The sequence below is a fragment of the Lactovum miscens genome (genome assembly GCF_014202895.1).
In the GTDB taxonomy this organism is placed as follows: Bacteria; Bacillota; Bacilli; order Lactobacillales; family Streptococcaceae; genus Lactovum; species Lactovum miscens.
The window spans coordinates 1-21223 of the sequence record NZ_JACHHV010000004.1; the positions used below are offsets into that span (position 1 = coordinate 1).

A 21223-nucleotide genomic window follows, 5' to 3' on the forward strand; every position below is an offset into this window, starting at 1 on the left:
CAAGCTACTTTCGCGTTCTAAAATGCCCGCTTTATTTGTCAAAATCTCCGTTATCTGTGTTAAAATCGAGTCCATAAGAACCTTTCTAAGTTGTTGTCGCAAACTCAATTTTAAAGGTTCTTTTTCTTTTTGTCTTTTTTCTGAAATCAAAAAGCGATCACTCTTTCGAGCTACCGCCAATTATTTTACACTTATAGATTCAAGTCTTCAAATTTTTTGTTTATATGCGACTAATTTACAATTACAATTATTTGTTAGACTTTTATTTTTAGTTACCAGTCTAATTCATTGGATTCAGCTTTTCCACGCCCGGTCATTGAATCAAGAATGATTCTTTGCTCTAATTGTGCAACCATCCTCTTTGTGTTCTTCACAGCGTCAGGATTCACAGAAATGCTATCAACACCGCTTCGTACTAAGAATTCGCAGAAATCTGGGTAGACACTTGGTGCTTGACCACAGATTGAGACAGTCTTACCATCCCGATGAGCAACATCAATCAGATGACGAATAGAACGACGAACAGCTAGATTTCGTTCGTCATAAATATTTTGAACTGTATCATTATCGCGGTCACAGCCTAGGACGAGCATAGTCAAATCATTTGAACCGATTGAGTAACCATCAATAAATTGATTAAATTGGTCAGCCAAAATGATGTTAGAAGGAATCTCAGCCATTAACCAAATCTTGAAATCATTTCCTCTCTCAAGTCCCGCATTTTTCATAATGTGAGTAACTTTCTTTGCCTCGTCGACTGTACGACAGAATGGGATCATAATTTGAAGATTCTTAAAACCAAGGCCATTACGAACTTTTTTAACTGCTTCAAGTTCAAGCTTAAAGGCAGGTAGATATTTTGGATCATAATATCTTGAGGCGCCACGCCATCCAAGTAACGCTGATGGTTCAACTGGTTCATATTTTGAACCGCCAATTAAGTCACGATACTCGCTTGACTTGAAATCTGACAGACGAAGCACAACTTGGCGAGGGGCAAGGGCTTGACAGACTTTTCGGATTCCTTCCGCTAATTGGTCGACAACCATATCCGACCGCCCATCCTCAATCAAATGCAATGGATGCTCATGGATAAAGGTGGTCCAAATAAATTCTTCACGCATCAAACCAATTCCGTCTGCAGGTAGTGAGCTATATTTGTCTGCTAAATCTGGGTCTCCTAGATTCATGTAAATTTTAGTTGCAGTAGTAGGAAATACTTCAGGAACTTTTCCGAGAGTTGACTCTTCATTCTCTTTTTCTTTTATCAGGTCTTCAATAATACCGTCATAAACAATGCCATTTGTGGCATCTATCGTGATAATTTGACCATTTTTAATAGCCTTTGTTGCTTCATTATCAGAACGAGCCTCTGTACCAACAATACAAGGAATTCCCAATTCACGACTGACAATAGCTGCATGGCAAGTCATACCACCTGCGTTAGTAACAATGGCACGAGCCTTCTTCATTGCAGGTACCCAGTCAGGAGTAGTCATCAGAGTTACGAGAATCTCGCCCTCCTTGAACTGATCAATGTCTTTTGGATCAAAGATAATATGAGCTTTACCAGCAGCACGTCCAGGGCTGGCAGGGAGACCACGAACCACAACTTCACGTCTTGTAGTAGTAGCAGTGGCCATTTTTTCACGTTCCTCAGAGCCGGGCTTTGGTTGTTTTTTAATCTTGCGTGACCAGACCGTTTCAGGTCGGGCTTGTAGCATCCAAAGCTTGTTAGTTCTTTCATCTAGGGCGAATTCCGTGTCCATATAACAACCGTAATGCTGTTCGAGTTTCTTACAATAGTCAGCTAATTCAATAATTTGTTCATCCGTCAAAACTTTGGCTTTTGCCTCATCTTCTGGAATAGCTTCTTCAATACAATCTCCTCCTGGAAGACGGACCAAACGAACTTTTTTTCGGTTAACAGTTATATCAGCAATTGTCAAGGTATCTTTATTAACCAAATAATTATCCGGTGTAACCGTACCTTGCACCACATATTCACCTAATCCCCAAGCAGCTTCAATGTCAATTACTTTGTCATTTCCAGTAGATACGTTTATTGAGAACATTACACCAGAGGCTTTTGAAAAAACCATCATTTGGACAGTTGCTGATAAAGCCACCTTCATATGGTCATAGCCTTGCTTTGTACGATAGTAAGTTGCCCGATCAGTGAATAAGGAAGCATAACATTCTTTGACCTTCTGAACAACAATGTCTGCTCCTTTAACATTCAGATAAGTATCTTGTTGGCCTGCAAAAGATGCGTCAGGTAAATCTTCAGCAGTTGCAGATGACCTTACTGCTACGAAAGGTTCAGTTTCACCCACTTTTTCTGCTAAATTATTATAAGATTCCCTAATAATATTTGCCAAGTCTTCGGGCATCTCCTCGCTGACAATCATTTCACGAATTTTTGTTGCAATCCGATGAAGTTGTTCAGAATTTTCAACATCCGTTAAATCTTTGAGCTCCTTTGCAATTTTATCAACAAGACCAGTTTCCTCCATGAAATGTTGGTAGCCAGCAGCAGTGGTTGCAAAACCATAGGGAACGGGGATTCCCTCAATTGAAGTCATCTCCCCCAATGAAGATGACTTACCACCAACCAATGCAACATCTTCGCGCTTTAGTTCATCAAACCAAAGTACATATTTGTCTTCTCGAGCCATTTATATGACCCTCCTTTTATAATAAATTCTCCTTTAAAATAATATTGGAACCGTTTACATTTAACATATTCTAATCTTTTTTGAAAAAAATGTCAAAGTCACTTTTATCAAGAAAAAATATAAATATTACCTAAATATACATTGATCAATCACAAATAAACCTATAACAACGAGTTAGACTGAACCACGGTTAACACGCTACGATCATTGACAGTCATTAAATTTTAGAGTAAAATTAATGCAAAGCGACTTGGGATGGTGGAAGCCAAGAACAAATGGTATAAAAATTGTGAATAATCTTTTAAAGTGAAAAATAAGGTGGAACCGTGCTTTGCACCCTTTGTGTATGAGGGGAAAGTGTGGCTTTTTATTTTGATAAAAAACATTGACTTTCCCAAAAATTTTGAATGATTAAGGAGAACTAAATGATAAATCAGAAACTATCTTTTCAAGACATTATCTTAGCATTACAAGGCTTCTGGTCAAAGCAGGGAGCTAATCTCATGCAGGCCTATGACAATGAGGTTGGTGCGGGGACCATGTCTCCTTACACTTTCTTACGTTCAAATGGTCCTGAGCCATGGGGAGCAGCTTATGTGCAACCTTCGCGACGTCCTGCTGATGGCCGGTATGGCGATAACCCAAACCGCCTTTTCCAACATCACCAATTCCAAGTTGTATTGAAACCATCTCCTAAAAACATACAAGAACTTTATCTTCAAAGTTTGGCTGCACTTGGTATTTCTGCTTTGGAACACGATGTTCGCTTCGTTGAGGACAACTGGGAAAACCCATCCATGGGTTGCGCTGGTATTGGCTGGGAAGTTTGGATTGATGGGCAGGAATGCACACAGTTTACGTATTTCCAGCAAGTTGGTGGTATTGATGTTGATTCAGTAACTAGTGAAATCACTTATGGCTTGGAACGTATTGCGACTGTTGTTCAAGATGTAAATGATGTCTATGATCTTGAGTGGGGAAATGGAGTAGGTTATGGTGATATATTCAAAGAGCCAGAATTTGAACATTCAAAATTTGCATTTGAAGAATCTAATCAAGAATTATTGTTGCAACTCTTTGGAGAGTACGAAACTGAGGCTCTACGATTATTAGATAATGGTTTAGTTCATCCAGCCTACGATTATATTCTGAAATGCTCACACACTTTCAACTTGCTTGATGCACGCGGAGCTATTTCAGTGACAGATAGAGCTGGTTATATGCATCGTGTACGTACAATGGCTCGTAAGGTTGCTAGAACTTTTATTGAAGTACGTGCGAAACTAGGCTTCCCATTACTTAAAGATGAAGCTCTGCGTGAAAAATATCTTGGTGAGCAAGGAAAATATACAATTAAATCAGAAAAATAATTTTAAACCAAAAATGATCTGAATAAATAATCAATAATAGTATCTCATAAATTGTAAAGAGAAATTGTGTGTATTTAGGATAAAAATAGAGTAAATGAAAATGTACATATCTCTTGAATAATATATTTTTATTAGGTTTGAAAAGTGAGTTTTTTGGTTTATGAGACTTTGATTTCGCTATTTTAAAAATAGGAGTCCATTAATATCGTGTTGATGCTGATATGATTTTGTTATTGTCTTTTTGGAATTACCACTCTTTTAGTGAAATAGGACATGTGGCAGGTTGTAGTAGAAAATTAAGCTTTTGACGAGAACTGAGTATTAATTCATGATTACAAATGTGGCTGAACATTTGAATAGTGGGTGATAAAAATTTTTTAGATATTAAAAGAAAGTGGTATTGGATAAATGAGCAATTACTTATTGGAAATAGGACTGGAAGAAATGCCAGCTCACTTGGTAACACCAGCTGTTGAACAGCTGGCAGAGCGGGTGTCAAATTTTCTTACAGAAAATCAAGTGAATTTCAAAAGAATTTTAAAATTTTCGACACCTCGTCGTTTGGCTATTCTAGTTGAAGGTATCGCGGATAAATCTGAATCCAAAGATGAAGAAGTTAAAGGACCATCGGCGAAAATAGCTAAAGATGTTGAAGGAAGTTGGACTAAAGCTATCCAAGGTTTTTCTCATGGACAAGGAATGATACCTGAGGATCTTATATTAAAGGGAGATTATTATTTTGCTGAAAGACATATTGAAGGAATAGCCACCTCAGAAATTCTGACTCGAATCGGCGATGAAGTAATTAAAAAGATGACGTTCTCGACTTATATGAAATGGGGGAATAATGATTTCCTATTTGTACGTCCAATTCAATGGTTGGTATCGTTATTGGATGCAGCAGTTGTGCCTTTTGAAATTTTGGATGTTAGAGCCAGTCGAGTGTCTCATGGTCACCGATTCTTGGCAAATCATTCAATAGAGCTAGTAGATGCCAAATTCTATGAAAAGGCTTTGCAAGATAATTTTGTCATTGTATATGCACCAGCTCGTAAGCTGGTTGTTGTGCAACAAATTATGAATTTAGTGGAGAAACACAATTGGACAGTTGAACTTCATAGTGACTTACTTGAAGAAGTAAATAACTTGGTTGAGTGGCCAACTGCCTTTGTTGGTAGCTTTGATGAAAAATATCTTGAAGTTCCTGCAGAAGTTCTGGTAACATCAATGCGAGATAATCAGCGCTACTTTGAAGTTTATGACTCAGATAATCATTTAGTAGCAAACTTCATATCAATTCGTAATGGTAACAGCGAGTTTATCGAAAATGTAATTGCTGGGAATGAAAAAGTCCTTGTGGCTCGTTTAGAAGATGCCAAGTTTTTCTGGGAAGAAGACAAAAAGCTCAAGTTAGATGACCTAGTTGCTAAATTATCAGCTATTACCTTCCATGCAAAGATTGGTTCATTGTCAGAGCACATGGCTCGAACTAAATTATTGACAGAAAAATTGGGAGAGATTGCTAATTTGACTGCTGCTGAGAAGAAGGATGTGGCTCGTGCTGCTGATATCTATAAGTTTGACTTAACTACAGGTATGGTCAATGAATTTGATGAATTGCAAGGTGTGATGGGCGAGAAATATGCCTTACTGGCGGGTGAGACAGCTAATGTAGCAGCCGCTGTGCGTGAACATTATTTGCCAACATCCTCTGACGGTTTGTTACCAGCTACTAAAGTAGGTGCTGTCCTTGCGGTTGCAGACAAATTAGATTCACTTATTAGCTTCTTTGCTGTAGGATTAATTCCATCAGGATCAAATGATCCATACGCTCTACGTCGAGCAACTGCTGGTGTGATTCGCATTATTGAATCACAAGGTTGGGATTTCGATTTAACGGACTTTATAAAAGATACAAAGCTTATTGGCTTTGTTAAAGGCCGTATTGCTAAGCAATTGGAAAATGAAGTTAGAACAGATATTATTGATGCGGTACTCGCTGTTGAAAAACTTAATGTTCTACAAATCATGGTTAATGCTCGTATAATTGACAAACATAAGACGTATGATCTATTCAAACCGGCAATGGAAGCTGTCACACGTGTAATCAATATAGTAAAAAAAGAAAATTTTGCAGCTGAAATTAATACTAATCTCTTCGATAGCGCTGCAGAAAAGCAACTTTATGATTTCTTAGAAACGACCAATGATGAATGGGATAATTTATCAGCAGAGATCCGTTTCCGTACTATTATTCATGCCTTTACTCCGATGATCACAGCGTTCTTTGATGAAGTCATGGTAATGGTAGAGGATGCAACTGTAAAAAATAACCGTTTAGCCTTACTTAATGGCTTGACAAGATTAACAAGCACAATGGCCGATTTTAGCCTAATTTTGACAAAATAAGGAGATCATCATAATGGTAACCTCAGAACAAGTTGCTCGAATCAATGAATTAGCTCGCAAGAAAAAAGATGAAAGCCTGACAAAAGAAGAACTGACTGAACAACAGAATCTTCATAAAATTTATATTGATAGTATCAGAAGAAACATCCAGACACAATTTGGAGATCCGAAGAATAACCATTTATAAGCAAAAGTTGGTTAAAATCCATATAGAAATGAATATTAGAATGTTATAATTAGCTAATAAATAGAAAAACGGAGAAAGTTAATGTTTGATTATACTGATCAACTCGCTGTCAACACAATTCGTACCCTTTCAATGGATGCTATTCAAAAAGCCAATTCTGGTCACCCTGGACTTCCAATGGGTGCTGCTCCTATGGCTTATACTCTCTGGAGTAAGTTTTTAAATGTAAACCCTTTATCTGGTCGCAAATGGTCTGATCGTGACCGATTTGTTTTGTCTGCTGGACATGGGTCGGCCATGCTTTATAGCCTTTTACATCTTGCAGGTTATCAAGTTTCAATTGAGGACCTGAAGAACTTCCGCCAATGGGGTTCAAAGACACCTGGGCACCCAGAAGTTGGCCATACGGATGGGGTTGAAGCTACGACCGGGCCACTTGGTCAAGGTATTGCTAATGCTGTAGGTTTTGCCATGGCAGAAGCTCACTTAGCTGCTCAGTACAATCGCCCTGGCTTTGATATCGTAGATCACTATACTTATGCGATTAACGGTGATGGTGACTTAATGGAGGGTGTTTCTCAAGAAGCTGCATCTCTCGCTGGCAAATTGAAGCTTGAGAAGTTAATCTTGCTTTATGATTCTAATAACATCTCTCTTGATGGCAAGCTTGAACAATCCTTTATTGATGATGTGAAATTACGTTTTGAGTCCTATGGGTGGAACTATATCCTTGTTAAGGATGGCAATGATATGGATGAAATTTCAACCGCAATTGATCGTGCGAAGAAGTCGAAGGGTAAACCTACAATCATTGAGGTTAAGACAACCATTGGTTATGGTGCTGAAAAGGAAGGTACTAATGCTGTTCACGGTGCCCCATTAGGTGTTGAAGGTGTGAAATTTGCGAAAGCAAGTTATGGATGGAATTTTCCAGAGTTTACAGTTCCTGAAGAAGTGGCGCAACGTTTCCGTCAAACCCTAGTGGCACGTGGTGAATCAATGGAACAAGTTTGGCGTCATACTTTTGAAAACTACACTGAAAAATATCCAGAGCTCGCAGAGCAATACAAGCTCGCTTTTGCTAATGATACACCTGAACTTGAATTGACAAAACATGAACTTGGTTCGTCTAAAGCCTCTCGTGTGTCTTCACAAGAAGCCATCCAGGAACTTTCAGCGCAGATGCCTAATTTCTGGGGAGGATCAGCAGATTTGTCAGCTTCAAATAATACCATGGTAAAAACTGAATCCGATTTTATGCCGGAAAACTACGGAGGTCGCAACATTTGGTTTGGTGTCCGTGAGCATGCCATGGGTGCAATCATGAATGGTATTGCTCTCCACGGTGGAACACGCGTCTATGGTGGAACTTTCTTCGTCTTCAGCAACTATATGTTGCCTGCTGTTCGTATGGCAGCCTTGCAGAAGCTTCCAGTAACTTATGTTTGGACACATGACTCTATTGCTGTCGGTGAAGATGGTCCAACTCATGAACCAGTTGAACAGTTGGCAAGTGTCCGTTCAATACCAAACATTGATGTGATTCGCCCAGCCGATGGTAATGAGGTAGTTGCCGCTTGGCGACATGCAATAAAATCGACAGATCGTCCAACCGCCCTTGTTTTAACTCGTCAAAACTTGCCAGTACTTGAAGGAACAGCTCAATTAGCTGAGGAAGGGATAGATCGTGGGGCTTACATTCTTTCACCTGAAAAGGGCCAGTTGACGGGCATTATTATTGCGACTGGATCAGAAGTGGCCTTAGCAATTGAAGCTCAGAAGAAAATTGGTACTGGCGTTCGCGTTGTGTCTATGCCTTCAATGAATCGCTTTGATGAACAAGACTCGGCTTACCGCGAAAAAGTCCTTCCAATGCGTATTCGTCGTCGCTTAGCAGTTGAGGCTGGCACTAGTTTTGGCTGGGGTAAGTATGTTGGCCTAGATGGTTCTACCGTAACTGTTAATAAGTGGGGAGCTTCAGCACCAGTAAGTAAAATTTTTCCAGAATATGGTTTTACTGTGGATAACGTCGTGACCCAATATAAAAAGTTAAACTGATAATTATAAAACTAATTATAAAACGGTCGATCGGCCGTTTTTCTTCTATACTAATCTCAAATCTCAATAACTCTTAACAAAGAAATGGCAACACAATAAAGGCTAGAACATATAGCATAATAATTTATCTATGTGTAAAAGTACAAAATAGAATATACAAAATGAACTTTGGGTCCATATTTTTTAGTGTTAACCAATTCAGAAAGGAAAGATAGAATTCAAGTTAATCTTGATAAGATTATATCTAGGCTAGCAGGCGGCGGGAAGCCTTCAAAGTTAAATGGACCATACGGATATTTTGTATCAATAATAAGAAATAATCCAGATGCATCTGGAATCAATGGTAGAATTTGTAGTGTTTTGTAGTATGTTGAGGAAATCAGTTACTTAACTAATAAAATATGTCATCAGTCAAAATGGTTGATGAATTGGATTTTATTCAAAATTATGGTATAATTCATCTACGAGCCGATATTGTGTTCTAGTCTTGCCAATTAGCTTTTAGCTAAATGACTAGTTCTTTGGTGGGACTTCTGGGCTGTTGAGTCAGCCGCGAAGGATTCGTGAGAAGTTGCTAGATTGTTGTGAACCTCTCTAGCACAACGAAAGTTGCCCAATCTTAAAAGCTGCGAAAGCAGTTTTTTTTCATCCTCTCTAATGAAAATTGAAATTTCAAAAAAATTTAGTTATTTTTGGTTTACGAAAGTTATATGTTGAAAAAAACATCTTGAAAATGAAAAATTATATAAATATCTACCATTTTGACAGCCAAGAACTTCTTAAAAAGAGGTTAGATGTTTCAAACAGATATTAATGAAACGTTTCATAAAATATCAAAAATTTATTGAAATATGGTTATGATTTTTGGATGAATGGAATGTATTAAAATTATTATTATCATTGTTTATTCCCTGCTATTTATTAGTGTATTTTTGTTTAAAGTTTTTTTACCGTCAAGTACGTTGTGGAACTTCAATCTAAATGAACTAAAAAATATGCTACAAATGTTAAATTCACGCAGCCACCTTGGTCTGTGTGTTTATAGTTGGGGGAAAAAGCTGAAACGGTTGGAGTTAAAAGCTTTAATGACTTCAATTATTGGCTTTTTTGGAAATCTGTCTTTGAAAATTTTCTTGAAACATGGTAGAATCTAAATAGTATTTTGCGGGTTATGATTAAATTTAAGCGGGCCGTGATTTGCCCAGCTTTATTGTCTAAAGAATTAAAGGAAGAATAGGAAAAATATGTCTAAAATTAAAATTATCCCAATTGGCGGTGTACGCGAGTTTGGGAAAAATATGTATCTGGTCGAAGTGGATCAGACAATTTTTGTGCTAGATTGTGGGTTAAAGTATCCAGAAAGTGAAATGCTTGGTGTAGACTGTGTAATTCCTGATTTGAGCTACTTGGTTGAGAATGCAAAACGCATTGCGGGAGTCTTCCTGACACATGGTCATGCAGATTCAATTGGTGCTTTACCTTATTTATTGTCAGAAATTGATGTCCCAGTTTTTGGTTCTGAATTAACAGTAGAATTGGCCAAAATCAATACAAAGAACTATGAAGGCTCAAAAAAGTTTGACGACTTCCATATAGTCAGTGAATCAACTGAAATTGATTTCGGTGAGGCTATTATTTCATTCTTCTCCACTACTCATACCATTCCAGAGAGTCTTGGTGTGGTAGTAAGCGCGAAAGAGGGAGGAAATGTTGTTTATACGGGGGACTTCCGCTTTGATCCTGCTGTTTCTGAAGGCTACAGGACCAATATGAGCCGTTTGGCTGAAATTGGACAAAAGGGTGTGTTAGCATTATTATCAGCATCAGCAAACTCAATGTCTACTGTTCAAAATGCTAGTGAGGCTGAGATTTACGACAAGATTTTTGATGTGATTGATGATTGGGAAGGTCGAGTCATTATAGCTTGTAATTCAGGTAATATTGGTCGGGTTCAACAAGTTGTTGATGCATCAATTGCTCTTGGCCGCCATGTTGCCTTTACAGGTAAAGATATGGAGCAAATTGTTGATACAGCTACACGTTTGAAAAAACTCCGAATTGACAATCGTAAAATGATGATTCAAGCAGGAGAAATTAAGAAGTATCCAGATAATGAACTTGTCATCATTGAAACTGGGCGTATGGGGGAGCCCCTTAATGCACTTGAATTGATGGCAACAAATAAGCACCGTTTTGTAAAAATACACGAAGGGGATATGATCTATTCAGTCACAAGTCCATCGGTTGCTTTTGAGACACAAGTTGCCCGCACTGAAGATTCAATATATCGGGCCGGCGGTATTTTTAAGGCACTTAGTTCAGATTTACGCGTGTCTGGTCATGCCAATGCACGTGATTTGCAATTTATGCTGGATCTATTGAGACCAAAGAATTTAATTCCTGTTCAGGGAGAGTATCGTGAACTTAAAGCTCACGCTAATCTTGCTATGGAAATGGGAATTCCAGCAAATCGTATTTTCGTTGCAAAGCGTGGCGAAGTTGTCAGCTTCAAAGGTGAAAAGATGGAGCCAGATGGGACTGTGCCAGCTGAGAACGTTATGATTGATGGGGCAGGTATTGGGGATATTGGATCTGTTGTCTTGCGTGATCGCAAAGTATTGTCTGAAGAAGGTATTTTCATAGCTGTCTTGACAATTGATCGTCAAAAGAAGGTAATTGTAAGTAAAGCCATGGTTCACACTCGTGGGTTCGTCTTTGTCAAAACCTCTAGAGACTTGATGAAAGAAGCAGCAAATCTAGCAAATGAAGCAACTGATAAATATTTGGCGGGCAATGATTTTGATTGGGCTGACTTGAAAGGATCTGTCCGCGATGCACTTGGAAAGTTCCTTTATGATCAGACAAAGCGCAAGCCTTCTGTTCTTCCAATTATTATGGAAGCTCGCTCAAATAAAAAATAAGATTTTATAGGCATTTTCCAACAGGAAGTGCTTTTTTTATTTAGAGTGAATTATACTATTCTCAAAAGATAAACTGTCTTACCTATTAACAAGTTGTATTTTAATTTGATTTGAAGGCCCATTGTAAAACGGATAAATAGTTTCAGAATATCATAAAAGTTATAGTCAGCACTTAAAAAATTGACCATAGTGGAAGTTGATTTTTTACTAGAAAAGAATTTATTGAGGAATTTATCCAAAATAACTTTGATCTAATATGAAGATTAACACCCTTTTAAATGGAAACAAAGGGAAATTAATTTTGAAAATCTTATGAAGTTACAACTTTTCAAACCTGCCAATTCTTTAGAATGTGCTATACAAACTCGTTATTAATTAAAAATGAAAGAAAATGAAAATACCTCAAAACGCTTTCATTTATTGTCTGAAAATGTACGATATGTTTTGACTTTACGAGTAAAATGGAGTAATATGAAAAAGTAAAAATATAACAACATTGTGTTGTAAAGAAAGAGGAACTATTAATGACTGGAAATATTGCCATTATTGCCATTGCCATTGCAGCAGCAGCTGCTGCGCTTGGTGATGGTATCATCGTCCAAAGCTTTTTGAGTGCGTCTGCACGCCAACCTGAAATGGAAGCACGCCTTTTCTCCCGTATGATCATTGGTATCGCTTTTGTTGAAGCGACATTCTTCATCGCCCTTGCTATGTCCTTTGTTATCAAATAATAAGTCTTTAACACATAGAAAGGAGGAGTGAGCATGGAATCAACTTGGACATTCAACTTAGGTCCAATTGCTTTTGACGGTACAATCACTACGATGACTCTTCTCGCCGTGCTAATCATCTTTCTTTTGGTATTCTGGGCAAGTCGCAAGATGACGATTGTTCCTAAAGGTAAGCAAAATGTACTTGAATTTGTTGTAGATTTCGTCAATGGAATTATTAAGGATCAATTAGGAGCGTCTGAAAGTCAGAGGTATTCATTATTTGCCTTTAGCCTTTTTTCATTTATTTTAATTTCAAATGAAATTGGCTTGTTGACCAAAATAGATGTCCACGATGTTGCTTTATGGAAATCTCCAACAGCAAATCCAATTGTGACATTAACGCTCGCAGGAACTGTTATTGTCTTATCAAATTTGTTAGGTGCAAAGAAATTTGGTGTAATCAAATACTTCAAGAATTCTTTCTTGAAGCCGCCTGCTTTCATCTTACCTTTGAATTTACTAGAAGAATTCACAAATACACTTTCACTTGGTCTCCGGCTTTACGGAAACATATTTGCTGGTGAGATCATGCTAGGATTAATTGCCTCATTGGTAAGTAACAGTCCGGCACTTTATCCACTGTCAATTCTTTTGGAAGTTATTTGGATTGGGTTCTCATTTTTCATAGGTGCTGTGCAGGCTTACGTCTTTACATTGTTGTCCAGCATATACCTCAGCCATAAAGTAGTGGCTGAACATTGAGAAAGGAGTAGAAATTATGATATTAGCTGAAACTGCTCCAAACACTATTCTTGGAAATATAATTGTAGTTTCTGGTGCGTTTATATTACTCATTGTTTTATTGAGATTATTTGCCTGGAAACAAATTACTGGTGTTTTTGAAGCTCGTGCCAAAAAGATAACAGACGATATTAGTGCTGCAGAAGATGCCCAAAAAGAAGCCAGTGAATTGGTCAATCAAAGACAAGAAGAACTCTCTCACACCCGTGAAGAAGCATCTGAAATCGTTGAGACTGCCCGAATTACAGCTGCTCAGACACGTCAAAGTTTGCTTGAGCAGGCCATGACAGATGTTACAAAGCAAAAACAGCGTGCTACAGATGATATTGCTAATCAACGTATTGCAGCAATGAATACAGTTCGTGGTGAAGTCGCAGCAATTTCTGTACAAATAGCTGAGACTTTGATTGGAAAATCACTTGATACTAAAGGTCAATCAGAATTAATTGATAGCTATTTGAATAAGTTTGGAGAATGATATGGCAGAGTCATTGATTACCAAAAAATATGCAAAAGCTTTGCTTGATGTTGCCCGTATACATCAACAAATTGAGGAACTTTCAATGGAAGTACTTGAACTTGAGAAATCCCTTGAACAAAGTCATGCAGTACCATTTTTAACTGATCCTATAGTACCTGAGAAAGAAAAATCTGAATTGATAAATAAAGTTGCAGAAAAAGCGTCAATTTATTTATCAAATTTTCTTAAGACAATTGCTGAAAATGGGCGTTATGCTATATTGTATGACAGCCTGTTTTCCTTCAGAAAACTTGCCAACAAAGAATTAGGGCATGATGAAGTTGAAGTTATTACAACCGTGACTATATCAGAAACCCAAAAGCAAAGAATGATTAAACTCGTCAAAGCTGAATTTAACTTGAATGCAGTGACTTTGATTAATCATGTGAATGAAAAAATTCTTGGTGGATTTATCATTCAAAATAAAACTAAAGTACTTGATGCTTCAGTAAAGTCACAATTGGCGAAAATTGCCAATGAATTATAAAAAAAGCAAAGCCTTCGGGCAAAAGCTATTCGAAAGGAGCTAATTAAATTGGCAATTACTGCAAATGAAATCAGCTCGCTGATTAAACAACAAATTGAAAATTTCACACCAAATTTCGAAGTTGCTGAAACAGGTATTGTAACTTATGTCGGTGATGGTATTGCCCGTGCCTATGGCCTTGAGAATGTAATGAGTGGTGAACTTGTAGAATTCTCAAATGGTGCATTCGGTATGGCGCAAAACCTTGACTCTACAGACGTAGGTATCATTATCTTGGGTGACTTTTTGTCAATACGTGAAGGTGACATTGTAAAGCGTACCGGTAAAATCATGGAAGTGCCAGTTGGTGAAGCTATGATTGGTCGTGTCGTCAATCCACTAGGCATACCTGTTGATGGTTTGGGTGATATAAAGACTGATAAAACACGTCCAGTTGAGTTTAAAGCACCTGGAGTAATGCAACGTAAATCAGTCACAGAACCATTGCAAACTGGTATTAAAGCCATTGATGCCTTGGTTCCAATTGGTCGTGGTCAGCGTGAATTGATCATCGGTGACCGTCAAACCGGTAAAACATCTATTGCAATTGATACAATCTTGAATCAAAAAGGTCAAGATATGATTTGTATTTATGTTGCAATTGGTCAAAAGGAATCAACAGTTCGCACACAGGTTGAAACACTTCGTGCTTTTGGAGCACTTGATTATACGATCGTTGTAACAGCTTCTGCTTCACAACCTTCACCACTCTTGTACATTGCACCTTATTCTGGCGCAGCGATGGGAGAAGAGTTCATGTACAATGGCAAACATGTCTTGGTCGTTTACGATGATTTGTCAAAACAGGCTGTAGCTTATCGTGAACTTTCTCTGTTGCTCCGTCGTCCACCAGGTCGTGAAGCCTTCCCTGGTGATGTTTTTTACTTACATTCACGTCTTCTTGAGCGTGCAGCTAAATTGTCTGATGAATTAGGTGGTGGTTCAATGACTGCACTTCCATTCATTGAAACACAAGCTGGAGATATTTCTGCATATATAGCGACGAATGTTATCTCAATCACTGATGGGCAGATTTTCCTTGAAAACGATCTATTCTACTCTGGTGTTCGTCCTGCCATTGATGCGGGGCTCTCAGTCTCACGTGTAGGTGGTGCCGCACAAATTAAAGCTATGAAGAAAGTTGCGGGGACCTTGCGTCTTGACCTTGCGTCATTTCGTGAGCTTGAAGCCTTTACTCAGTTTGGTTCAGATTTGGATGCAGCCACTCGAGCAAAATTGGAACGTGGAAAACGTACTGTTGAAGTCTTGAAACAACCTCTTCACAAACCCTTGGGTGTTGAAAAGCAAGTTGTCATTCTTTATGCATTGACACATGGGTTTCTTGATGATGTTCCAGTAGCTGAAATTCTTGATTTTGAAAGCCAACTCTTCGATTTCATCAGTATTCATCATAACGTCTTGTTTGATACGATTATTCAAACTAAAGATTTGCCAGATACTGATGCACTAGAAGCAGCCATTACTGACTTTAAGAAATCTACAAATTATTCGAATAAAGAGGATTAAGCTATGGCTGGATCTCTGAACGAAATAAAAACTAAGATTGCTTCAACTAAGAAAACAAGTCAAATCACAGGTGCCATGCAATTGGTTTCAGCAGCAAAACTACAGAAGTCTGAAAAGATTGCTAAAAGTTATCAGGTTTATGCTGAAAAGATCCACCAAGTAACTCTCGATTTAGTGACAAATGGTGAAAATTCTTCAACCAATCCATTGCTTATGGTGCGCCCTGTCAAAAAGATAGGTTATCTGGTGATTACATCAGATCGAGGCTTAGTTGGTGGATATAATACAAATATTTTGAAATCTGTGATTGCTGAGCTTAAGGCACACAGCGCAAAGAATGAAGAATATGCTGTTCTTGCTTTGGGTGGAATGGGTGCGGATTTCTTCAAATCCCGCGGAATTAAATTGTCTTATGAAATGCGAGGCATTTCTGAAGATTTGTCATTCTCACAAGTCAATGAAATAGTGACTGAGGCAATTCGTCTCTTTTCTGAAGAAGAATTTGATGAACTCTATGTTTGCTATAATCACCATATTAATTCAATGACAAGTTCTGTTAGGATGGAAAAGATGCTACCAATGACTATTGATGCGGAAAAAACAAATCCTAACGAGACAAGACTTAATATTGACTTTGATCTTGAGCCTAGCCGAGAGGAGATTCTTGAAGGACTCTTGCCTCAATATGCTGAGTCAATGATTTATGGCGCAATTGTTGATGCCAAAACAGCTGAACATGCCGCAGGCATGTCTGCAATGAGTACAGCAACTGATAATGCTCATAATGTCATTAATGACTTGACTATTGCCTATAATCGTGCACGTCAGGCTTCAATTACTCAGGAAATTACAGAAATAGTTGCTGGGGCAGCTGCACTCTAATGAAGGAAAAGCTGCATGATCCTAGAACTTTTCATGCAAAACATTTTTTAATTCTTAATCAGCCTTGATTTGAAATAAAATATGTTTGAAAAATTTATTGAAATTCTGTATTTGCAGAAAATAAGAACAGGAGGAAAACATTGAGTTCTGGTAAAATTACTCAGGTTATTGGTCCCGTCGTTGACGTGGAGTTTGGTATAGATGCTATATTGCCTGAGATTAACAATGCCTTGATTGTCTATAAAGATGTCAATGGTGTTAAGACAAAAATTACTCTTGAAGTCGCTCTGGAACTTGGTGATGGTGCCGTTCGTACTATTGCCATGGAATCAACTGACGGCTTGGTGCGTGGACTCGAAGTCCTCGATACAGGTAAAGCAATTAGCGTTCCAGTTGGTCGCGAAACGCTTGGTCGTGTATTTAATGTCCTTGGAGATACAATTGATGGTGGTGAAGATTTTCCAGTTGATGCTGATCGTAGCCCTATCCATAAACTTGCTCCAACTTTTGATGAGCTATCAACGGCCAACGAAGTCCTTGTAACTGGCATTAAAGTTGTGGATCTACTTGCTCCTTATATAAAAGGAGGAAAGGTTGGACTTTTCGGTGGTGCCGGTGTTGGTAAAACTGTTTTGATTCAAGAATTGATTCACAACATTGCTCAGGAACATGGGGGTATCTCAGTATTTACTGGTGTTGGTGAACGTACTCGGGAAGGAAATGACCTTTACTTCGAAATGAAGGAATCTGGCGTTTTGGAAAAAACTGCTATGGTCTTTGGTCAGATGAATGAGCCACCTGGTGCACGTATGCGTGTTGCCTTGACAGGATTGACAATTGCTGAATACTTCCGTGATCAGGAAGGACAAGATGTTTTACTCTTCATTGATAATATTTTCCGATTTACTCAAGCTGGTTCAGAAGTTTCTGCTCTTTTGGGACGTATGCCATCAGCCGTTGGTTATCAACCTACCTTGGCAACAGAAATGGGTCAATTGCAAGAACGTATAACTTCTACCAAGAAGGGGTCCGTTACATCTATCCAGGCCATTTATGTTCCAGCAGATGACTACACGGATCCAGCTCCTGCAACAGCCTTTGCTCATTTGGATTCAACAACCAACCTTGAACGACGCTTGACACAAATGGGTATTTACCCTGCAGTTGACCCTCTAGCTTCATCTTCACGTGCTTTGACTCCTGAAATTGTTGGTAAAACGCATTATGAGGTCGCAGTGGAAGTTCAACGTGTTCTTCAACGTTATAAGGAATTGCAAGATATTATTGCGATTCTTGGTATGGATGAATTATCAGATGATGAGAAACAATTGGTAGGACGTGCCCGTCGTATCCAATTCTTCCTCTCGCAAAATTTCCATGTGGCTGAGCAGTTTACTGGTCTACCAGGGTCTTATGTGCCTATTGAAAAGACTGTACAGGATTTTAAGGACATTCTTGAAGGTAAGTATGATGATATTCCAGAGGGTGCCTTCTTAAGCTGTGGTCCGATTGAAGACGTACTTAAGAAAGCAAAGAATATGGGTTATTAAGATGGCAGAAGCAAATGAAATGGCAGTTCAGGTTATAACACCTGATGGCATTGCTTATGATCACCGTGGAACTTATGTGAGTGTTCGTACAGTTTATGGCGATCTAGGTGTTTTGCCAAATATGATTTCAACCATTGCTCGCCTAGCGGTTGACGAAGTAAAAGTTCGCCGACGTGGAGATAAAAATAATCATGTTGATTATGTTGCAGTGAATGGTGGAATTATTGAAGTCAACAATAATATTGTGACAATCATTGCCGATTCTGCCGAACGCGATCGAAATATTGATGTGTCTCGTGCAGAACGTGCTAAGATCATTGCTGAACGTGAAATTCAAGAAGCAGAAGAAAAGCATCAAGTAGATGCACATCGTCGTGCTGAGGTTGCCCTTCGTCGAGCAATCAATCGTTTGAATGTTTCAAAACATATCTAAAATAAATAATCAAAAAAGGAGAGCCTTAAGACCTCTCCTTTTTTGATTTGAATAAACTTAGAAATTAGGCACTTAAAACAAGTTCTGTGTTTCTAAAGTCAAAGATTTGAACATTCTGCGCGATAACACTGTTATCAGAGATAAATTCAACAAGACCATTCGACAGAGGACGTAACTTCATGTTTTCATCAAGATACATTTTCCCCCAATCCTTGAAATAAATTGTCCCAATATTTGATTCAATTTGACCATCAAATATTTCAGGCACCTCATCTACTAAGACAAGACGAAAACGAGTGATTCCGCAACAATCAGTGCTGACAGCTTCACGTGATAGTGTGTGATCAAAATCTAAAATATATTTTGCCGTTTCAAAGTTGTTAAACCTCTTTAAGAGGCCTTCTTCAATTTTTATTTTCATACGCTAATATTAACACTTCAGTAGACCTATGATAAAAGATGTGCTCCAATGTGAATTTGTTTACAATTTAAATTTATTAGGCTATAATTGTTGAGTAATTATTAATAAATTAGGAGTAAACATGACAAATAAGATAATTGTCGTTGGAGCTGGTTTTGCCGGTTTCAAAGCGATAAAAATATTGTCGAAAACGTTGAAGACAGAAGCTGAAATCACGTTGATTGATCGCCATAGCTATCATACTATGATGACTCAATTACATGAAGTTGCAGCTGGTCGTGTACCATTTACAAATGCACAATATGATCTTGGTCGTTTGATTGGCAAGAAGAAAAATGTTCATATCGTCACTGCTGAAGTAACGAGTGTGGATAAGAAAGCTAAAATCGTAAAGACTTCAAATGGCGATTTCGAATATGATTATATTATTGTAGCTATGGGTGCTGAGCCTGCTGACTTTGGTGTACCAGGCGTCAAAGAACATTCTTTTACACTTTGGTCAATTGAAGACGCAATGAAGATCAAGCGCCACCTTGAAGAAATAGTTCAGCGGGCTTCAACAGAACTTGATGATGAGAAACGTAAAGCTATGCTTACCTTCTCGGTAGCTGGCTCTGGATTCACAGGTATCGAAATGGCCGGTGAGTTGATTGAATGGCGTGATGTAACAGCTAAAGCTTGGAAAATTGATCCTAAAGAGTTCACATTAAATGTCATCGAAATGATGCCAACAATTATGAATGTTCTTGATCGTAAGCAAGCTGACAAAGGTAAAGCTTACATGGAGAAGCATGGTGTAAACTTTTTATTGAACCATGGTATCACAGAAGTTGGACCTGATTTTGTACGCGTTAATGTAGGTGGGCGCGACGATGAGAAAGTTTCGAAGATTATTCCAACTTACACACTTATTTGGACAACAGGCGTTCAAGGAAACACCCAAGCTTCAATGTTTGAACTCAAAGAAACTCAACGCGGCCACCGCCTTCAGGCCAATGAGTATATGGAAGCAGTTGGCTTTGAAGGTCAAGGTATCTATGTTGCTGGTGATGTTTCGGGCTTCATTGGAGCAGATGGTCGTCCTCAACCCCAAATCGTTGAAGGAGCAGAGCAAACAGCTGCAACAGCAGCAGCAAACGTAATTGCTGAAATCAGAGGTACTGAGAAGAAGAAGTTTGAATTCAGCATGTCTGGTACAATGGTATCAATCGGTGGACGATATGGTGTTGCCTTCCTTTTCGGTAAAGTCCGTTTATCAGGCTTCTTCGCAATGTTTATGAAGAATTTTATTTACATTCTTTATGCTCTTCAGGCTGGTTCACTTTGGTATTTCTTTACTTATTTGAAGAATGAATTCTTCCACACGCCTGATGGACGTAATCTTGGTCGTGGACATTTCTCACGTCTTGGAAATGTACTTTGGAGCTTCCCGCTTCGTCTTTTCTATGGTCTACTTTGGTTACTTGATGCGTTTCCAAAATTATTTGGAAATGCTGACCAATCATGGATGGGTGACACTGTTAAGATTTCTACTTTTGTTAAAGGACAATCAGCAACAGGCTGGCTTGTAAAACCAGTTGCGAAAGTAGCTAAAGTTGCTTCAGATGCAGCAGCAGGAGCTTCGACAACTGCCTCATCTGCTGCTTACTCTTCATCAAGTGCTGCAGATGCAGCAGCTGGTGCTTCAACTACAACTTCATCAAGTACAGCAGAAGCAGTTGTTCATCATACAAATGCCCTAGTTTCTTGGTGGAACAGCATCTTCAGTACAAATATTGATGCGAGTGGTGTCAAGCATGTTTGGAGTCTGAATTATGAATATGGGACTATACCTAAACCTACAACGTCGGGTGTCCCAAGCTGGATGGTTCCTATAATGAAGCTCTTTGTTCCTAATTATGAAACGGCTTTACTCTTGCAAAAGGTGATGTCAATCGTCGAATTGATACTTGCTTTGGGTATTATCTTTGGTGCCTTCACTTGGATTGCTTCTGCAGCAACTGCGGTCTTAACACTCATGTTTGCAACAACTGGTATGTTGACTTGGGTTTCTATCTGGTATGTTTTCGTTGCACTGGCGTTGATGAATGGCTCAGGTCGTGCACTTGGTCTTGATAAGTGGATTCAACCATGGTTCCAGAAACATTTCTTCCATTGGTGGTACCGTAAACCTCAATCAATGTATAAATAATAAAATGAATAACGTTCTCAATGTGGACGTTATTTT

General features: G+C 38.5%; 16 protein-coding genes. 14 read left to right on the top strand and 2 right to left on the bottom strand.

From position 1 onward, the window contains the following. Positions 1–272 precede the first annotated feature (272 nt). Positions 273–2678: a phosphoenolpyruvate synthase gene (ppsA, locus tag HNQ37_RS01670; RefSeq protein ID WP_183538696.1), complete on the bottom strand. Its 2406-nt coding sequence runs from the start codon at positions 2676–2678 to the stop codon at positions 273–275. A 425-nt stretch (positions 2679–3103) separates the two neighbouring features. Between ppsA and glyQ the strand changes: the two genes are divergently transcribed. The 13 genes from glyQ (at position 3104) to HNQ37_RS01735 (ending at position 18575) form a co-directional block, all read left to right on the top strand. After that, positions 3104–4048, top strand: coding sequence for a glycine--tRNA ligase subunit alpha (gene glyQ / locus HNQ37_RS01675; protein ID WP_183538697.1), 945 nt, complete (start codon positions 3104–3106; stop codon positions 4046–4048). 408 nt (positions 4049–4456) lie between these two features. After that, the gene (gene glyS / locus HNQ37_RS01680) at positions 4457–6457 is read left to right on the top strand and encodes a glycine--tRNA ligase subunit beta (protein ID WP_183538699.1); all 2001 of its coding nucleotides are present in this window, start codon (positions 4457–4459) and stop codon (positions 6455–6457) included. A 13-nt stretch (positions 6458–6470) separates the two neighbouring features. Further along, positions 6471–6644 carry a DUF896 domain-containing protein gene (locus HNQ37_RS01685; RefSeq protein ID WP_183538701.1) on the top strand — a complete coding sequence of 58 codons (174 nt, stop codon included), beginning with the start codon at positions 6471–6473 and terminating at the stop codon, positions 6642–6644. 81 nt (positions 6645–6725) lie between these two features. After that, positions 6726–8702 carry a transketolase gene (gene tkt / locus HNQ37_RS01690; RefSeq protein ID WP_183538703.1) on the top strand — a complete coding sequence of 659 codons (1977 nt, stop codon included), beginning with the start codon at positions 6726–6728 and terminating at the stop codon, positions 8700–8702. 1244 nt (positions 8703–9946) lie between these two features. After that, a complete protein-coding gene (locus tag HNQ37_RS01695) occupies positions 9947–11623 on the top strand; it encodes a ribonuclease J (protein WP_183538705.1) in 1677 nt (558 codons plus the stop codon). 524 nt (positions 11624–12147) lie between these two features. Next, positions 12148–12354 (top strand): ATP synthase F0 subunit C, encoded by a 207-nt coding sequence (gene atpE / locus HNQ37_RS01700; protein ID WP_183538707.1) that lies wholly within the window; start codon positions 12148–12150, stop codon positions 12352–12354. A 33-nt stretch (positions 12355–12387) separates the two neighbouring features. Then, on the top strand, positions 12388–13098 hold the full coding sequence (gene atpB, locus HNQ37_RS01705) for a F0F1 ATP synthase subunit A (protein WP_183538709.1): 711 nt from the start codon (positions 12388–12390) through the stop codon (positions 13096–13098). 16 nt (positions 13099–13114) lie between these two features. Further along, a complete protein-coding gene (gene atpF / locus HNQ37_RS01710) occupies positions 13115–13615 on the top strand; it encodes a F0F1 ATP synthase subunit B (protein WP_183538711.1) in 501 nt (166 codons plus the stop codon). Between the two features lies 1 nt (position 13616). After that, a complete protein-coding gene (locus HNQ37_RS01715; RefSeq protein WP_183538713.1) occupies positions 13617–14144 on the top strand; it encodes a F0F1 ATP synthase subunit delta in 528 nt (175 codons plus the stop codon). A 48-nt stretch (positions 14145–14192) separates the two neighbouring features. Beyond that, positions 14193–15710: a F0F1 ATP synthase subunit alpha gene (gene atpA / locus HNQ37_RS01720; RefSeq protein WP_183538714.1), complete on the top strand. Its 1518-nt coding sequence runs from the start codon at positions 14193–14195 to the stop codon at positions 15708–15710. A 3-nt stretch (positions 15711–15713) separates the two neighbouring features. Further along, positions 15714–16592, top strand: a complete 879-nt coding sequence (locus tag HNQ37_RS01725; RefSeq protein ID WP_183538716.1) for a F0F1 ATP synthase subunit gamma — start codon at positions 15714–15716, stop codon at positions 16590–16592. Positions 16593–16732: 140 nt separating this feature from the next. Beyond that, entirely contained in the window at positions 16733–18142 is a 1410-nt protein-coding gene (atpD, locus tag HNQ37_RS01730) for a F0F1 ATP synthase subunit beta (protein ID WP_183538718.1), read from the top strand. Between the two features lies 1 nt (position 18143). After that, entirely contained in the window at positions 18144–18575 is a 432-nt protein-coding gene (locus HNQ37_RS01735; RefSeq protein ID WP_183538720.1) for a F0F1 ATP synthase subunit epsilon, read from the top strand. A 64-nt stretch (positions 18576–18639) separates the two neighbouring features. Here the strand turns inward: HNQ37_RS01735 and HNQ37_RS01740 are convergent, their stop codons facing one another. Then, the gene (locus HNQ37_RS01740) at positions 18640–18996 is read right to left on the bottom strand and encodes an iron-sulfur cluster biosynthesis family protein (protein WP_183538722.1); all 357 of its coding nucleotides are present in this window, start codon (positions 18994–18996) and stop codon (positions 18640–18642) included. Between the two features lie 121 nt (positions 18997–19117). Between HNQ37_RS01740 and HNQ37_RS01745 the strand changes: the two genes are divergently transcribed. Continuing rightward, on the top strand, positions 19118–21187 hold the full coding sequence (locus tag HNQ37_RS01745; RefSeq protein ID WP_183538724.1) for an NAD(P)/FAD-dependent oxidoreductase: 2070 nt from the start codon (positions 19118–19120) through the stop codon (positions 21185–21187). The last annotated feature ends 36 nt before the right edge of the window (positions 21188–21223 follow it).

Bases quoted from the DNA above. Each gene is read 5' to 3' on its own strand.
- ppsA (WP_183538696.1), bottom strand. From the start codon at position 2,678: ATGGCTCGAGAAGACAAATATGTACTTTGGTTTGATGAACTAAAGCGC.
- glyQ (WP_183538697.1), top strand. From the start codon at position 3,104: ATGATAAATCAGAAACTATCTTTTCAAGACATTATCTTAGCATTACAA.
- glyS (WP_183538699.1), top strand. From the start codon at position 4,457: ATGAGCAATTACTTATTGGAAATAGGACTGGAAGAAATGCCAGCTCAC.
- HNQ37_RS01685 (WP_183538701.1), top strand. From the start codon at position 6,471: ATGGTAACCTCAGAACAAGTTGCTCGAATCAATGAATTAGCTCGCAAG.
- tkt (WP_183538703.1), top strand. From the start codon at position 6,726: ATGTTTGATTATACTGATCAACTCGCTGTCAACACAATTCGTACCCTT.
- HNQ37_RS01695 (WP_183538705.1), top strand. From the start codon at position 9,947: ATGTCTAAAATTAAAATTATCCCAATTGGCGGTGTACGCGAGTTTGGG.
- atpE (WP_183538707.1), top strand. From the start codon at position 12,148: ATGACTGGAAATATTGCCATTATTGCCATTGCCATTGCAGCAGCAGCT.
- atpB (WP_183538709.1), top strand. From the start codon at position 12,388: ATGGAATCAACTTGGACATTCAACTTAGGTCCAATTGCTTTTGACGGT.
- atpF (WP_183538711.1), top strand. From the start codon at position 13,115: ATGATATTAGCTGAAACTGCTCCAAACACTATTCTTGGAAATATAATT.
- HNQ37_RS01715 (WP_183538713.1), top strand. From the start codon at position 13,617: ATGGCAGAGTCATTGATTACCAAAAAATATGCAAAAGCTTTGCTTGAT.
- HNQ37_RS01725 (WP_183538716.1), top strand. From the start codon at position 15,714: ATGGCTGGATCTCTGAACGAAATAAAAACTAAGATTGCTTCAACTAAG.
- HNQ37_RS01735 (WP_183538720.1), top strand. From the start codon at position 18,144: ATGGCAGAAGCAAATGAAATGGCAGTTCAGGTTATAACACCTGATGGC.
- HNQ37_RS01740 (WP_183538722.1), bottom strand. From the start codon at position 18,996: ATGAAAATAAAAATTGAAGAAGGCCTCTTAAAGAGGTTTAACAACTTT.
- HNQ37_RS01745 (WP_183538724.1), top strand. From the start codon at position 19,118: ATGACAAATAAGATAATTGTCGTTGGAGCTGGTTTTGCCGGTTTCAAA.